15 protein-coding genes, 1 tRNA gene and 1 pseudogene are annotated in these 15,350 nt (G+C 52.5%); 4 read left to right on the forward strand and 13 right to left on the reverse strand.

Annotated features, from left to right (window positions below):
- Window positions 1–59: 59 nt before the first annotated feature.
- A tRNA-Lys gene (locus tag HMPREF2907_RS04080) sits at window positions 60–135 on the reverse strand.
- Window positions 136–305: 170 nt separating this feature from the next.
- Window positions 306–1,385, reverse strand: coding sequence for an iron-sulfur cluster carrier protein ApbC (apbC, locus tag HMPREF2907_RS04085; protein ID WP_070680383.1), 1,080 nt, complete (start codon window positions 1,383–1,385; stop codon window positions 306–308).
- A 179-nt stretch (window positions 1,386–1,564) separates the two neighbouring features.
- On the opposite strand from apbC, the gene queA reads away from it, so the two are divergent.
- Window positions 1,565–2,608 (forward strand): tRNA preQ1(34) S-adenosylmethionine ribosyltransferase-isomerase QueA, encoded by a 1,044-nt coding sequence (gene queA, locus HMPREF2907_RS04090; RefSeq protein ID WP_070680338.1) that lies wholly within the window; start codon window positions 1,565–1,567, stop codon window positions 2,606–2,608.
- Between the two features lie 273 nt (window positions 2,609–2,881).
- On the opposite strand, the pseudogene HMPREF2907_RS13155 reads toward queA, so the two are convergent.
- The 7 genes and pseudogenes from HMPREF2907_RS13155 to HMPREF2907_RS04120 all read right to left on the reverse strand — a co-directional run.
- A pseudogene (locus HMPREF2907_RS13155) lies at window positions 2,882–2,944 on the reverse strand (transposase); the annotation flags it as partial.
- A gap of 17 nt (window positions 2,945–2,961) precedes the next feature.
- Window positions 2,962–3,189 (reverse strand): hypothetical protein, encoded by a 228-nt coding sequence (locus HMPREF2907_RS04095; protein WP_045073609.1) that lies wholly within the window; start codon window positions 3,187–3,189, stop codon window positions 2,962–2,964.
- A gap of 289 nt (window positions 3,190–3,478) precedes the next feature.
- The gene (locus HMPREF2907_RS04100) at window positions 3,479–4,237 is read right to left on the reverse strand and encodes an iron ABC transporter ATP-binding protein (RefSeq protein ID WP_070680386.1); all 759 of its coding nucleotides are present in this window, start codon (window positions 4,235–4,237) and stop codon (window positions 3,479–3,481) included.
- Window positions 4,238–4,308: 71 nt separating this feature from the next.
- Window positions 4,309–4,932 carry an FmdE family protein gene (locus HMPREF2907_RS04105; protein ID WP_070680341.1) on the reverse strand — a complete coding sequence of 208 codons (624 nt, stop codon included), beginning with the start codon at window positions 4,930–4,932 and terminating at the stop codon, window positions 4,309–4,311.
- A gap of 58 nt (window positions 4,933–4,990) precedes the next feature.
- Complete coding sequence (locus HMPREF2907_RS04110) at window positions 4,991–6,856, reverse strand: acyltransferase family protein (protein ID WP_070680344.1); 1,866 nt, start codon at window positions 6,854–6,856, stop codon at window positions 4,991–4,993.
- A gap of 173 nt (window positions 6,857–7,029) precedes the next feature.
- On the reverse strand, window positions 7,030–8,028 hold the full coding sequence (locus HMPREF2907_RS04115; protein WP_080613429.1) for an iron chelate uptake ABC transporter family permease subunit: 999 nt from the start codon (window positions 8,026–8,028) through the stop codon (window positions 7,030–7,032).
- Window positions 8,018–8,992, reverse strand: a complete 975-nt coding sequence (locus HMPREF2907_RS04120; RefSeq protein ID WP_049226851.1) for an ABC transporter permease — start codon at window positions 8,990–8,992, stop codon at window positions 8,018–8,020. Before HMPREF2907_RS04120 ends, HMPREF2907_RS04115 begins: the two co-directional genes overlap by 11 nt.
- 11 nt (window positions 8,993–9,003) lie before the next feature.
- On the opposite strand from HMPREF2907_RS04120, the gene HMPREF2907_RS12475 reads away from it, so the two are divergent.
- Together HMPREF2907_RS12475 and HMPREF2907_RS04125 are read left to right on the forward strand one after the other, a co-directional pair.
- Window positions 9,004–9,207, forward strand: coding sequence for a hypothetical protein (locus HMPREF2907_RS12475; protein ID WP_141743153.1), 204 nt, complete (start codon window positions 9,004–9,006; stop codon window positions 9,205–9,207).
- Window positions 9,208–9,425: 218 nt separating this feature from the next.
- Window positions 9,426–10,193, forward strand: a complete 768-nt coding sequence (locus tag HMPREF2907_RS04125; protein ID WP_070680347.1) for a HesA/MoeB/ThiF family protein — start codon at window positions 9,426–9,428, stop codon at window positions 10,191–10,193.
- 214 nt (window positions 10,194–10,407) lie between these two features.
- Here HMPREF2907_RS04125 and HMPREF2907_RS04130 read toward each other — a convergent pair whose 3' ends face one another.
- The 4 genes from HMPREF2907_RS04130 to HMPREF2907_RS04145 all read right to left on the reverse strand — a co-directional run bounded on the left by HMPREF2907_RS04130 (window position 10,408) and on the right by HMPREF2907_RS04145 (window position 14,029).
- Window positions 10,408–11,193: a cytochrome c1 gene (locus HMPREF2907_RS04130; protein WP_204827941.1), complete on the reverse strand. Its 786-nt coding sequence runs from the start codon at window positions 11,191–11,193 to the stop codon at window positions 10,408–10,410.
- A 14-nt stretch (window positions 11,194–11,207) separates the two neighbouring features.
- On the reverse strand, window positions 11,208–12,557 hold the full coding sequence (locus tag HMPREF2907_RS04135; RefSeq protein ID WP_070680352.1) for a cytochrome b: 1,350 nt from the start codon (window positions 12,555–12,557) through the stop codon (window positions 11,208–11,210).
- Between the two features lie 18 nt (window positions 12,558–12,575).
- Window positions 12,576–13,157: a ubiquinol-cytochrome c reductase iron-sulfur subunit gene (gene petA / locus HMPREF2907_RS04140; protein WP_019270983.1), complete on the reverse strand. Its 582-nt coding sequence runs from the start codon at window positions 13,155–13,157 to the stop codon at window positions 12,576–12,578.
- Between the two features lie 122 nt (window positions 13,158–13,279).
- The gene (locus HMPREF2907_RS04145; protein WP_009310941.1) at window positions 13,280–14,029 is read right to left on the reverse strand and encodes a Nif3-like dinuclear metal center hexameric protein; all 750 of its coding nucleotides are present in this window, start codon (window positions 14,027–14,029) and stop codon (window positions 13,280–13,282) included.
- A 231-nt stretch (window positions 14,030–14,260) separates the two neighbouring features.
- Between HMPREF2907_RS04145 and HMPREF2907_RS04150 the strand changes: the two genes are divergently transcribed.
- Window positions 14,261–15,199 carry a LysR family transcriptional regulator gene (locus tag HMPREF2907_RS04150; protein ID WP_016686599.1) on the forward strand — a complete coding sequence of 313 codons (939 nt, stop codon included), beginning with the start codon at window positions 14,261–14,263 and terminating at the stop codon, window positions 15,197–15,199.
- Window positions 15,200–15,350 lie beyond the last annotated feature (151 nt).

Here is a 15,350-nt window from a genome sequence, read left to right on the forward strand (position 1 = left end):
CCCCGAGATAGGCGGCGGCAAAGAAAAAAGCCTAAACAATTGTTTAGGCTTAGGAAAATTGGTGGGTCGTGAGCGATTCGAACGCTCGACCAACGGATTAAAAGTCCGCTGCTCTACCGACTGAGCTAACGACCCGATAAGCTGAGAATTATAGAAGGCGGAACTTTTCGTGTCAAGCAACTTTCTCAAAACAACAAGATTAAATCTTTAAATATTTGATTTTCCGATTATTCGCTTTAGCATAATCTTCAGCACCACAAGGTCGTCTGAAACCGTTCGAAAGGTTTTCAGACAACCTCTACCCGTTATTCCACTACAATTTTTGGGAAACGGCTGCTGAAATCTTTGCCTTTGTCTGCAATCGTCAGTGCGATTTGGAAGGCCGCGTCGGTATAGATTTTGGCAATGGCGGGATGTTCGTCAAACAATTGTTTCGCCGCGCCGCCATCCATTGCTTCGCGTACGGGCAGGCTTAACGGAAGCTGTCCGAGCAGTGGGACATTCAGACGACCTGCCAGGTTTTTGCCGCCTTCCGAGCCGAAAATAGCTTCAGCGTGGCCGCAGTTAGAGCAGATATGTACCGACATGTTTTCCAGTACGCCGAAAATCGGAATATTGACTTTGTGGAACATATCGACTGCTTTGCGCGCGTCAATCAGGGCAATGTCTTGCGGCGTGGTAACGACGACCGAACCGGTTACGGGGATTTTCTGCGACAGGGTGAGCTGGATGTCGCCTGTACCCGGCGGCAGGTCGATGAAGAGGTAGTCCACTTCGTCCCACTCGCTTTGGAACATCAACTGCTGCAAGGCTTGGCTGACCATCGGGCCGCGCCAAACGACGGCTTGATCGGTATCGACCAGAAAGCCGATGGACATCACTTGGATGCCGCTGTCGGCTTCGACGGGAATCAGTTTTTTGTTTTGTTGGTCGGGTTTGCGGTCTTGCACACCCAACATGGTCGGTTGGCTGGGGCCGTAGAGGTCGGCATCCAGCACGCCCACGCGCGCGCCCATGCGTGCCATAGCGGTGGCGAGATTGGCGGTGGTGGTGGATTTGCCGACACCGCCTTTACCGGATGCAACGGCAATGATATTTTTGACGCCTTTGATGGTGGCAACGCCGGGCTGTACTTTGTGTGTTGTGATTTCAGTGTCAATGCTGAGGTGGATATGCGCATCGCGCGTGATGCCGATGACGGCTTCTTGCAGGCTGTTGGCGATTTCGGCGGCGATATGCCCGACGGGGAATCCGAATTTCAGTCCGATATGGAGGCCGTCGGAACGTTCTGCCAACAGTTTGACGGCTTTTTCGCTGCCGAGCGTGCGTTCGGTGCCGGGGATTTTTACTGCTTCGATTGCGGCGGAAATGGCGGGGATATTCATGTTGTTCTCTCTGATGCGGTGGCGTTTGAAACAGAACGAATGATACCGTATTGCCTTGTTCGGACGCAAAATATTGCGGGCTTGGCGTTTCAGACGACCTTTCGCATGAAACGCCAAGCCCGCGGGGAAATGCGTATAATGACCGCCTGACAACATTTGTAAGCATCAAAATTAAGATTATGGACATTTCCGATTTCGATTTCACCCTGCCCGACCGATTAATTGCCCAGCACCCACCCGAAGTGCGCGGCAGCAGCCGCCTTTTGGTCGCGCTGCCCGATATGCCGCTGCAAGACCGCGTATTCGGCGATTTGCCTGATTATATTGAGGCGGGCGACGTTTTGGTGTTCAACAACACCAAAGTCATGAAAGCGCGGCTGTTCGGGCAAAAAGAGAGCGGCGGAAAAATCGAGGCCTTAATAGAGCGCGTTTTGGACAACCACACCGCGCTGGCGCACATCCGCTCGTCCAAATCGCCCAAACCCGGCACGAAGCTGATTTTCGAAGGCGATATTTGTGCCGTCATGGTGGAGCGTGCGGACGAACTGTTCTGCCTGCGCTTTGAAGGCGAACAAACCGTTTACGAGCTGCTGGAGCAAAACGGTCATGTGCCGCTGCCGCCCTATATCGAACGCGCTGCCGGCGCAGATGACGATACGCGCTATCAAACCGTCTATGCCAAACATCAGGGCGCGGTCGCGGCGCCGACGGCAGGTTTGCATTTTACAGACGAGCTTTTAGGTCGTCTGAAAGCCAAAGGCGTGGAAACGGCGGAAGTCACCCTGCACGTCGGCGCGGGAACGTTCCAACCCGTGCGCGTGGACAAAATCGAAGAACACAAAATGCACAGCGAATGGTTTGACGTACCGCCCGAAACCGTCGCCGCCATCGAAGCCGCCCATGCGCGCGGAAACAAAGTTTGGGCAGTCGGCACCACTTCCATGCGTGCCCTCGAATCCGCCGCGCGCGAGACAGGTCGTCTGAAAGCGGGACAGGGCGACACCGATATCTTCATCACGCCGGGCTACCGCTTCCGCGTCATCGACCGCCTGATTACCAATTTCCACCTGCCCAAATCCACGCTCCTGATGCTCGTCAGCGCGTTTTCAGGCATGGAACACATCCGTTCGGTATACCGCCATGCGGTCGAACATGAATACCGGTTTTTCAGCTACGGGGACGCGATGGTTTTGGGGCGGAGAGAAACGGACATCGAGGATTAAAAGATACTGCTCCTCCTGCCGCCCTTCCCGCCCTGGAAATTTGCTTTTGAATCCGGCAACGGTTTTTAAACGCTTATTTCGTAAAATTTCCTATGGATTCCCGCCCGCGCGGGAATGAAGGCAGGAATCTTATTATTTCGGTTAGCCATCAGTCTCCCGGTTCAATATGAAACCGGCTTTACAGTGGATTAACTTTAAACCAGGACAGCGCTGCCTCGCCTTAGCTCAAAGAGAACGATTCTCTAAGGTGCTGAAGCACCAAGTGAATCGGTTCCGTACTATCTGTACTGTCTGCGGCTTCGTCGCCTTGTCCTGATTTAAAGTTAATCCACTATAATTCATGAAGTCGAACTTCAATTATTTGCATCTTCCTTTTCTTGATTGGTTTTCCTGAAAATTCGTCTAACAAAAACATAGGGAAGAAATATTGAAAGAAAATTCAAAGTCCCCTGAATAAAATTCAAATTCCAACTGTATTTATTGATATAGCCGAGAAGGAACATATCAGATAAAAAATATAGAAATTGATAACAAGCTATGGCCAATATGACAAAAAATATAAACTGCTTCCAGTTGTTCATATAATCCCTCACACCATTTCCAAAAGTTCCGACGCTGCCAACGATACATCCATACCCTTGCTTCTTCATGTTTTTCCTGATTGAAGCCCGCCGGTAGGTTTTTCAATAACAAATATTCATTCTTGCCGATGTGTTCTAAAGCTTTTTCAGACTCATCCGTACTTATTCCCCATCCAACAACCCCTTACATTCAGCCGCAGCTTGATGTCGTCTGAAAACGGGGTACGTTGGGGTTGATGATGGAAGGTCGTCTGAAAACTTTTCAGACGACCTTTTCCACATCCGCATCTCAAACGTGATGGATAACCAGCTTCTTGCCCTGATAGTCCAATACGTCGACATCCATATCAAACAAATCTTTAATATTTTCAGCGGTAAAGATGTCGTTCGGCGCGCCAGTCATGGCGACTTGTCCGTTTTTCATGGCGACGACGTGGTCGGCGTAGGCGGCGGCTTGGTTGATGTCGTGCAGGACGACGACGGTGGTGCGCTTGTGTTCGCGGGTCAGTCGTTGGAGCAGCTGCATGAGGGCGCGGGCGTGGTACATATCGAGGTTGTTGAGCGGTTCGTCCAAGAGGACGTAATCGGTGCTTTGGCAGAAGACCATGGCAATCATGGCGCGTTGGCGTTGTCCGCCGGAGAGTTCGGTCAGGTAGCGGTTGGCGAAGCTGTCCAGTTTGAACTCGGAAAGTGCGTTTTCGACGATGGCGAGGTCTTCGGGGGTCGGCCTGCCTTGGTGGTAGGGATAACGCCCGAATATGAGCAGGTCGCGCACGGTGATGCGGCTCATGACGCTGTTTTCTTGGGTCAGGATGGAGAGCGTTTTTGCCAGCTCGGCGGTGGGCGTGGTCGAAACATCTTTGCCGGCGTAGTTGATGATGCCCTGTTCCAGCGGGCGGAGGCGTGCCATGAAGGAGAGGAGCGTGGATTTGCCGGCGCCGTTGGGACCGATGAGCGCGGTGATGCCGCCTTCGGGGATGTCTAGGCTGACGTTGTTGAGGATGGGGTTGCCGCCGATGTGGAAGCTGACGTTGCGGATGGTAATCATGATGGGTGTGATGTGTGGATTTGTTTTCAGACGACCTCCGAACATGAGAGGTCGTCTGAAAAGGATGGGCTTCAGATTTCGTGAACGATGACGAATTGGGGATTGTCTGCCAAATCAATCAAGAAGGCTTTGACACGCGCCTGCCAGAGTTCGCCGAAGCGTTTGAGTTCTTCTGCGGTGGCGGTGCCGCTGACGGCTTTGGGCATGATGTCGCGCATTTCGGGGGCGAAGGGCTGCATGGCGGCGTTGAGGCTGACGGCGACGGTTTTGCCGTTGTCTTTGCGGCGCAGGGTCAGCGTGCCTTCGATGTCGGCATCGAAACTCAACAGGTTGCGGCGGGCGAAGCGTCCTTGCGGACCGATACCGCCGAAGCCGGTTTCGGGAGCGGCGCCGGTTAAGAGTTGGACGACGGATGCGGTAACGCCGACCGTGCCTTCGTCGCGCGCGCCCTGCATGGCGGCTTCGATTCCGCCGCGCTGCGGCAGGTCGCTGCCGTAAAGTGCTTTCAAGCCTTTAAGCGTCATGAGATACGCGCCTGCGACGGTGGGACAGGAGTGTCCGCACAGGCGGACGGCATCGGCGTAGCGATACTGCATGATGCCCTCCTCTGCCGCGCCGAGAAATTCGGCGAGCGCGTCTTGGACGGTCAGCGTCGGGGCTTGCTCGAAAAATTCGGGGAAATGTTCTTGAGTCATACGGTATCCTTTTACTTTAAAGAGGTCGTCTGAATCTGTTTTCAGACGACCTTTGTGCTTATTTCAACAGGGTGCGTTTATCGTTGATAAACATTTCGGCAATTTTACTTGAACCGAACGGGTTGAGGTGGTTGGTATCGAAGTACACCGGCAGCCCGTCTATGAGTTTGTCCGCGGGGATGTACTGCATAAAGTCCACCCACTGCACGCCGTGGTGCTGCTTCACGATTTTTTCGACTTCGTCTTCCGACTTGGCGGAATCGCGGACCTCTTCTTTTTTATCCTCTGAAACATAATGGATGTCGATGCCGAGATTTTGTCTCAGGTAATAACGCCGCAACGGCAGCTGTCCGTCCATAGGCGTATCCGCCAAAACGTACACTTGCTTGCCCGCCTTCACCAAATCCTCCAACATGTTGTTGAACCGTTCCAAAAATTCCGGTTTGGCAGTATGGAGGAACCAGCGTTGCGAAATGATGATGACAGGATAGTCTTTGGTTTTTTGTTCGATAAACCTGTTATACGGATTGCAGCGGTCGGCTCGACGGTCGCTATCGGGCAGGGTAAATCCGAACGCGGTGGCGCAGCTGTTGGACGTAATGACGTCCGCCGACCAGCCTTCTTTTTTGCCGACAATGTCGAGAAACGGGCTTAAATGGGCGGCATGTGAGTCGCCGATGACCAAAACTTCAGGCTTTTTATTTGCCATACCGACGGCGCAGTCGGTTTTGGTCAGCGTATCTGCGCAAATTTTGCTTTCATCAGCCTTGTACAGAGTGGTTTCAAACGCGGCGGGTTTGGCGGTCATCAGGTAGGCAGCCGCAGGAATCAGCAGCGCAAAATAAGCCGCCATGCTCCATTTGAATTTCGCCGTCGTAAAATTCTTTACCTTCCGCGCCGGTGTTTCCACAAAATAATAAGACAACACCGACAACAGCAGCATGATGATGACAGCCAGCGCCGATGCGGCGAGCGGAAGCTGCGCGTCCATATAAATGTAACGCATCATCGCCAACACCACCCAGTGCCACAAATACAGCGAATACGAAATCAACCCGATAAACACCACCGGCTTGAGGCTCAACAATTTGGACGTATTGAAACCTTCCTGCATCTGCAATGATTTGCCCGAGTAAATCAAACCGCCAACCGCCGTACAGCAAAGCAGCCGTTCGATGTTTCCCGCACCGGGCAGGACGCCGTAAGGCAGCACCAGCGTGGCGGCGATGACCGCCATCATCAGCCATCCGAACAGCGGCGTACTGGCTTTGTCGTTTTGTTCGGCGGGCGGAATAAAGGCAAACAGCGAACCGACCAACAGCTCATAAGCACGTACGTGCGGCAGGAAATACGCTTCCATGCCCAAGGTCGGCAACAGCGCGGAAAACAGGCTGATGGCAATCAACAAAAGGATAAACGTCCGCACATTGCGCCGTTTGCTGATACGGAAAAACAGAATCAGCAACGCGGGGAAAATAAAGTAAAACTGCTCCTCCAACGACAGCGACCAAATGTGCTGCAACGGCTTTTCTGTCGCATCTGCATCAAAATAGCCGCCTCGGCGGGCAAAGAACAGGTTGGCGGCAAACAGCAAGGCATAGACGGCAGATTTGACGTATTGGCGCAAATCGAAAGACAAAAAGAAAATGGCGGCAACGACCGTCGTACAAAGCAATACACAGGCAAAGACAGGCAAGATACGTTTGGCGCGGCGTTTGTAAAACTCGAGAAACGAAAAGCTGCCGTCGCGAATCTCGCGGCTGATAATGGTCGTAATCAAATAGCCCGACAACACGAAAAACATATCCACGCCCAAAAAACCACCCGGCAGCCATTGGGGATCGATATGAAATACGATGACGGATAAAACGGCCAATGCCCGTATCCCGTCCAAATCAGGACGGTATTTCAACACTTTACTCATAACTCATACCTGATAGTAATCAAAGTGATGTTTACTATGAGTATAAACTCGATATTTAGTTTCACACCCCCTATTAAATTTAAAGGGTATACAAAATCAAAATACAGTCTAGAAATGATGAATTAAATGATGACTTACCGCCTGAATTCAGGCTCAAAAAATTTTCAGACGACCTATCGCTTGCGCTTCAACACCAAATATAAAAACACCAGCCCACCGGCAAATTCAACCACTACGCTCAACACCGCCTTCATGCCGAGTAGGTGTTCGAACACGGTTTGCCCACCAACCAGCAGGATGCCGCCGACGCACACCGTCATCGGCAGCCGCACGCTATGGCGCACGCTCGGGGCAAAATGGTTGGCAAGCGCGGCAGCCAGAAGACCGAAGAAGCTGACCGGCCCGACCACCGCCGTCGCCGTCGCCACGAGCGCGGCAATCCAAAGCAACAGCCACAAAGTATTGCGCGTGTAGTTTATGCCCAAATTAATCGTTTGGTCGCGTCCCAAAAGGTGGACGTCCAGACGGTGCCGCTCGCGCCAAACCACCACCGCGCTCGCCAGCAGAATCAGTGCGCCCACGCCCAAAAGCTCGCTGTGGACCGTATTGAAGTTCGCAAACATATTCGCCTGCGCCGCCGTAAATTCCTCCGGATCAATCATGCGCGTCAGCAGCGAAGAGAGGCTGCGGAACAAAATCCCGAAAATCACGCCGATCAAAATCATGCGCGACAAATCGCGTCCGCCCTGCCGGATGAGCGTGTAAAACAAAAGCAGCGAGCCGCCCATCATCATCACCAGCTCAAAGCCGAACTTGCCCGTCAGCGGCAGCGACGTATAGCCCACCCCGCCCAAGGCAAACAGCAAAAGCGTTTGCAAAAACACATACAGCGAGTCGAAGCCCAAAATCGAAGGTGTAAGGATCGGGTTGTTCGTCAACGTTTGGAAAAGCTGGGTCGAAACCCCGACCGCATACGCCACCAGCAGCAAAGCCGCCAGCTTGGTCAGCCGCAGCTGCAACACAAAATCCCAATCGCCTTGGATGTTCAAAGTCAGGAACAAGGTGCAACAAGCGAGCAGCAAGACAAACGCCGCCCACAGCGGACGGGAAGAACCCTGCATAAACGCAACCTTGTTCGAGCGAAGCGCGCTACGCTTGTTTTCAGACGACATGGGCAGGCTTCCTCAACAAAATCCACAAGAACAACACCGTACCCAACACACCGAACACGGTTGAGACCGGAATCTCAAACGGGAACACAATCACGCGTCCCAAAATATCGCACAAAAGCACCAACGACGCGCCGAGCAAAGCCACCGCAGGCAGGCTTTGGCGCAGCTTGTCGCCCATCAGGCGGCTGATGATGTTCGGCACGACCAGCCCGATAAACGGAATATTGCCGACCGTGACCAACACCAGCGACGTAATCAGCGCGACAATCACCAAGCCGACCCACAACACCGCCGTCCGGTTCAGACCCAGATTCACGCTCACCGTCTCGCCCAAGCCCAAAATCGTCAGCTGGTCGGCAATCAAATACGCCGTCAACGCCAAGCCGCCCGTCAGCCACAACAATTCGTAACGCCCCAACAGCACGCCCGAAAAATCGCCCTGCTGCCACACGCTCAACATCTGCATCATCTCAAACTCATACGCGATAAACGTCGCCACCGCCTCGATAACGCCGCCGAAAATAATCCCCACCAGCGGCACCATCAACTGCGCCGTCGGCGGCAAACGGCGTATCAGCATCATAAACACCAGCATCCCCGCCAACGCCGCCGCAGCCGCCACCGACATTTTCGCCGTCAGCCCGGCAGCCGGAAACATCAGCGTCATCACCAACACACCCAACGCCGCGCTCTGACTTGCGCCCACCATAGACGGCTCGACAAAACGGTTGCGCATCAAAATCTGCATAATCATCCCCGCCACCGCCATCGATGCCCCCGTCAGCACAATCGCAAACGTGCGCGGCAGGCGGCTGACCAGCATCAATTCCGTGCTGTCAGACAAAGTCCAGCGAAACACATCCGCCCAGCGGAAATCGCCGACGCCCACCGACAGGCTGACGAGAAACAGCACCGCCAGCACAAAGCAGTTGATTAAATTTAAAGATAAAGGTTTGACGGACATAAGGAAAAAATGTGAAATATTTAAAACACGGCAACAGCCATGTTCGGCAATGTAATGCATCTTCGCCCTCTTACAGCATGAGAGGACACTTTGAATTTCGGCGTCTTTTAAAACAATCTCATCCTAAATACCTCATCGCTTCAGGATATGGCAAAGGACAAAATTGCTGTTATGGCAATCAAGGTCGTCTGAAAATAAATCAGGCAACACCTTAATAAAATTCTGATACAAACCAAAAATCGTGCTAACGATAACATTTACTACAAAAAGAGACAATATTTATTCGAATAATAACCATTCTTGATGAAAACAAAGTTTGCCGGCATAGAATCCCATTAATAGGAATCTCCGTTTCCGCACAAATCTACTGTATCTTTCCAAATCCCATTTGCTATAAAATTCCCCGATACAACCCCTTTCAGACGACCTCATCATGAACGACCACCAACTGCTCCGTTACAGCCGCCACATCCTTCTCGACGAAATCGGTATCGAAGGACAGGAAAAAATCCTTGCCGCCCGCGTCCTCGTCGTCGGCTGCGGCGGGCTGGGCGCGGCAGCACTGCCGTACCTTGCCGCATCAGGCGTTGGCAAACTCATCATCGCCGACCACGACGCCATAGACGATACCAACCTCCAACGCCAAACCACCTTCACCGAAGCCGACATCGGACAAGCCAAAGCGCAAGTAATGGCAGGTCGTCTGAAAGCCGTCAACAGCGCGTGCGACATTACCGCCCTGACCGAAAAGCTGGACGAAACACGCCTGACCGAACTCATGCGCGCCGCCGACATTGTCCTCGACTGCACCGACAACTATTCCACCCGCCAAGCCATCAACCGCGCCGCCGTCGCCACCCGTACCCCGCTGGTTTCCGGTGCTGCCGTGCGTTTTGAAGGACAAATCGCCGTGTACCGCCCCGATTTGCCTGACAGCCCTTGCTACGCCTGCCTGTTTGACGGAGATACCGCCGACGACGGCGCCTGCGCCCTGTTCGGCGTATTTTCCCCTCTGGTCGGCATCATCGGTGCGACCCAAACCGCAGAAGCCCTTAAAATCCTCACCGGCGCAGGAGAACCGGCACACGGCAAACTGAAAACTTACAACGCACTGAGCGGCAAATGGCAAGAATTCCTCTTCACTCAAAATCCCGACTGCAATGTGTGCGCCAAAGCCAAATCAGACGAACCGTACAGATGATTGCTTGAATACTTAACTTAGGTATTCCGGTCAGTTTAAACAAACATTAAAAACATGATCAGCCACCATTTCCTGCCTACTCATCATCACTGCCACACTGTAAAGGTCGAAAGGTCGTCTGAAATTATCCTAAATGTTCGAAGTCCAAACTATTAATTCTTTAATCATAAAAAAAGGCAAACCCGATTGAGTTTGCCTTTTTTTATTACCAGCCTTAATGCACGTCTTTCCAATATTCTTTTTTCAGGAAGTATGCCAGAGGCAGCATTACTGCAAGCAAGAACATCAATACGATATAGCCTGTACGTTTGCGCTGGAGCTGCGCCGGCTCGCCCATGTAAACCAAATAGTTCACCAAATCGCGTACATAAGCATCGTACTCTGTTTGGACGACTTTGCCGTTTGGCAAACGACGGCTGTGCGCGCCGGTAGATTCCCAATAGAGCTTGGGTTTCAATTCGCCATGTTCGTCTTTCACCATGACCGGCTGACCTTTGGCATCCAGCTCAACCGCTTGAACGCCTTGTTGCTCCCACAAGGGATGAGGCATGCCGACTTTGTCGAATACGACGTTGTTCCAGCCGCTTGGACGGGTCGGGTCTTTATAGAAGCCGCGCATATAGGCATACAGATAATCCGCGCCTTTAGAACGGGCAATCAGCGTCAGATCCGGAGGAGCCGCACCAAACCATTTGGCAGCATCTTTAGGATTCATCGCCGCCAACATGACATCACCGACGTTGTCTGTTGTAAACATCAGGTTTTTCTTGATTTCTTCATCAGTCAAACCGATGTCCTTCAAACGGTTGAAACGCATACCGCTTGCCGAGTGGCAGGATAAGCAGTAGTTGGTGAAAATTTGAGCACCGTGCTGCAAGCTGACTTGGTCTCGCAGGTCAATCTCGACTTTTTCGTAATGTCCGCCACCGCTGGCTACGGCGGCACTCATAGGCACTGCCAGTAACAAGGCAGCAAACCAGTTTTTCAGGGTATATTTCATTTTCGCTGCCCTCATCAGATATTGGTTGCAAACAGGTAAGCACCTATTGCGGTAATACCGACATAAACAAAGAACATGATTTTTTGTTTAGTGGTGCTCATGGTTACGCGTTCCGGAACTGGTTTGTCTGTATCCAGTTTGGTATAGAACGGCATACCCAGGAAGAATGCAAAATAGACGAAGGACAGGATGCGCGCAACCAAAGTACGGGTATCGGTTGCCACCATTGCACCCAAAATCCCCAAACCGATAAAGGCAATGATGAACAGAACCAACGCCGTTTTGAAAATCGGACCGCGATAGCGGACGGATTTCACTTCACCCTTATCCAACCAAGGCAACAGGGCAATCAGGACAACTGCCGCGCCCATACCGATTACACCCCAAACCTGAGTACCGAGGAATGAAGGAATCGCACGCAAAATGGCGTAGAACGGGGTAAAGTACCATACCGGTGCAATGTGCGGCGGTGTTTTCAGCGCGTTTGCCGCGTCAAAGTTCGGGGCTTCAAGGAAGTAGCCGCCTCCTTCGGGGGCGAAGAACAATACGGAGCAGAAAACAATCAGGAATACGACAACGCCCAAGATGTCTTTGACGGTGTAGTACGGATGGAAAGGAATGCCGTCGAGCGGAACGCCGTTTTCATCTTTGAGTTTTTTGATTTCCACGCCGTCAGGGTTGTTCGAACCCACTTCGTGCAAGGCGATGATGTGTGCCACGACCAAACCGAGCAACACCAGTGGTACGGCAATAACGTGCAGTGCGAAGAAGCGGTTCAGGGTAACGTCGGAAACGTTGAAGTCGCCGCGAATCCAAGTGGATAAATCAGGACCGATAACAGGGATGGCGGAGAACAGGTTAATAATCACCTGCGCGCCCCAGAAGGACATTTGACCCCAAGGCAACAGGTAGCCCATAAAGGCTTCGGCCATCAATGCCAAGAAAATCAGGGAACCGAAAATCCACACCAATTCGCGCGGTTTTTTGTACGAGCCGTAAATCAGGCCGCGGAACATGTGCAGGTATACGACAATGAAGAAGAAAGATGCGCCTGTGGAGTGCATATAGCGGATAATCCAGCCGCCGGACACGTCGCGCATGATGTACTCTACTGCGGTAAAGGCAGCAGGCAGGTGATAGGCGTTCAGGTTGCCGTCCGGTTTATAGTTCATGGTCAGGAAGATACCGCTGACGATTTGAATCACGAGGACGAGCAGAGCCAAAGAGCCGAAGTAGTACCAGAAGTTGAAGTTCTTCGGCGCGTAGTATTGAGCCAAATGCTCATTCCACATTTTAGACAGGGGGAAACGAGCGTCCGTCCAGTCTAACAATGCTTTTGCTTTGCTATTGGTTTGGTTTGCCATAATTATCGTTCCTTATTTTTAGTCTTCGCCTACCAAGACTGTCGTATCGCTCAGATATTTGTAGGGCGGAACAACCAGGTTGGTCGGTGCAGGAACACCTTTATATACGCGGCCTGCCATGTCGAATTTCGAACCGTGGCAAGGGCAGAAGAAACCGCCTTTCCAGTCCGCCCCCAAATCCGCAGGGGCAACGTCTGGACGGTAGGTCGGCGAACAGCCCAAGTGGGTACAGATACCGATGGCTACAAGGATGTTCGGCTTAATCGAACGGGTCTCGTTTTTACAGTTTTCGGGCTGATGATCCACATCAGAATTAGGGTCGACAACCGCACCGTTCAAACTTTTCAGGTCTTTGAGCTGCTGATCGGTACGGTTAACCACCCAAATCGGTTTACCTTGCCATTCGGCAGTCAACATTTGTCCGGATTCGATTTTGCTGACATCGATTTCGACGGGAGCACCTGCGGCCTTGGCTTTTTCCGACGGGAAAAAGCTTGCCACGAAAGGCGTAGCTACGCCCAAAGCCGCCACACCGCCCGCGCCGCACGTAGCCAGCGTCAGAAAGCGGCGGCGACCGCTATTGATTTCTTGATTATCCATTATTCAGTCGTCCTAAAATTTTGGGAATACCGAGCCATTAAACGATGTAATTCTACCTAGTTTACCGTGATACTCAAAGCATTATTTAAATTAAGGTAAATTTTCATGACGATTATCAAGGCTTAAGCGGGATTATCTTCGTCGAAATGACAGACTTCCAACTCAAAATGCTGTGCCACGGCTTCGCCCAGGGCGCGGATGCCGTAACGCTCCGTCGCATGGTGTCCCGCGCTGACAAACGCAACGCCTGTTTCATTGGCAAGGTGAAACTGCGCCTCCGAGATTTCTCCGGTCAGATAGGCATCGACGCCTTCGTCTATGGTCGTCTGAAAAAATCCCTGCGCACCGCCGGTACACCATGCGATGCGTTTGATTTCGCGAGACATATCGCCGACGGCTACGGGCTGCCGCCCCAACGCTGCAGCAATGTGTTGCAACCATTCAGCCAAAGTCTGCGGCGTTTTCAGACGACCTATATTCAACAGATTCTGTTCGCCGAACCGCCTTTCGACTTCCCAACCCAACTTATCGGCAAGCTGCGCGTTGTTGCCCAACACAGGGTGTGCATCCAGCGGCAGGTGGTAGCCTGCCATATTGATTTGGTGTTGCAATAATGTTTCGATGCGCACTTTTTTCCAGCCCGTAATCGTTACCGGTTCGCTTTTCCAAAACATCCCGTGGTGCACCAAAAGCATATCCGCGCCCTGCTCCGCAGCGAAATCAACCGCCGCTTTGCTTGCCGTTACCGATGTCGCTATTTTGCCGACTTCCGCCCTGCCCTCGACCTGCAAACCGTTGGGCGCATAGTCTTTGAACATGCCGACCTGCAACACCTCGTCGCACCACGCCAAAATATCATTGCGTTTCGCCATATCATTCCTTTCAACACATAGCGGATTGAATTTCACAGGACAAGACGAAACAACGCCATCTCCGTTTCAAGTCAATTCACTATATTCATACAAAATCGGATCCACATTCTAACCGCAAACCCTGACGCATCCCAATCCCCGCGCCGTTCAACACGCGCCCGCATTTACACCCCAGCATGAAATATTTTAATATTGCCCGTTTCAAGAGGTCGTCTGAAAGCGTGAAAACCAATGGATTCCATCATCGAACTTCGCCATCTTAAAACCCTGCTGGCACTCGAAGAAACCGGCAGCGTATCCCTTGCCGCCAAGCGTGTCTTCCTGACCCAATCCGCCCTTTCGCACCAAATCCGCGCGCTTGAAAACTATTACGACACGCCCCTGTTCGAGCGCAAATCCACGCCCTTGCGCTTCACGCCCGCCGGCGAACGCCTGTTGCGGCTCGCACGCGAACTCCTCCCGCAAGTTTCCGCCGCCGAGCGCGACCTCGCCCGCATCATCGAAGGCGAAGCAGGCGAATTGCGGCTGGCAGTCGAATGCCACACCTGTTTCGACTGGCTCATGCCCGCAATGGGCGAATTTCGCCCCATGTGGCCGCAAGTCGAATTGGACATCGTTTCCGGCTTTCAGGCAGACCCCGTCGGACTCCTGCTGCAACACCGCGCCGATCTCGCCATCGTATCCGAAGCCGAAAAACAAAACGGCATCAGCTTCCGCCCCCTGTTTGCCTACGAAATGGTCGGCATCTGCGCCCAAGACCACCCGCTTGCCGCCAAAACCGTTTGGGAGGCAGAAGACTTCATCGGCGAAACCCTCATCACCTATCCCGTTCCCGATGAAATGCTCGACCTGCCCAAAAAAATATTGTTACCCAAAGGCATCAACCCACCGCGCCGCCGCAGCGAACTGACCATCGCCATCATCCAACTCGTCGCCAGCAAACGGGGCATCGCCGCCCTGCCCTACTGGACCGTCATGCCCTATCTCGAAAAAGGCTACGTCGTCCACCGCCAAATCACCGCCAACGGTCTGCAAAGCGAACTCTACGCCGCCACGCGCACCGAAGACGCAGACAAAAGCTATCTCGACAACTTCTGCCAAATTGTCCGCGAACGCAGCTTCGCCGACCTCCCCGGCTTAAGCGAACTGACAATGCCCGGACAGGATTGATGTTTTCTTGAAACAGGGTGTCGCGACATTCACGCACTTCGATTTCAATATCAAAAGGTCGTCTGAAAACCCAAATCTCAGGTTTTCAGACGACCCTTGCCCGACAGACACATATTATAAAGTTATAGTGGATTAAATTTAAACCAGTACG

The organism is Neisseria sp. HMSC055H02 (assembly GCF_001813335.1).
Classification (GTDB): domain Bacteria; phylum Pseudomonadota; class Gammaproteobacteria; order Burkholderiales; family Neisseriaceae; genus Neisseria; species Neisseria sicca_C.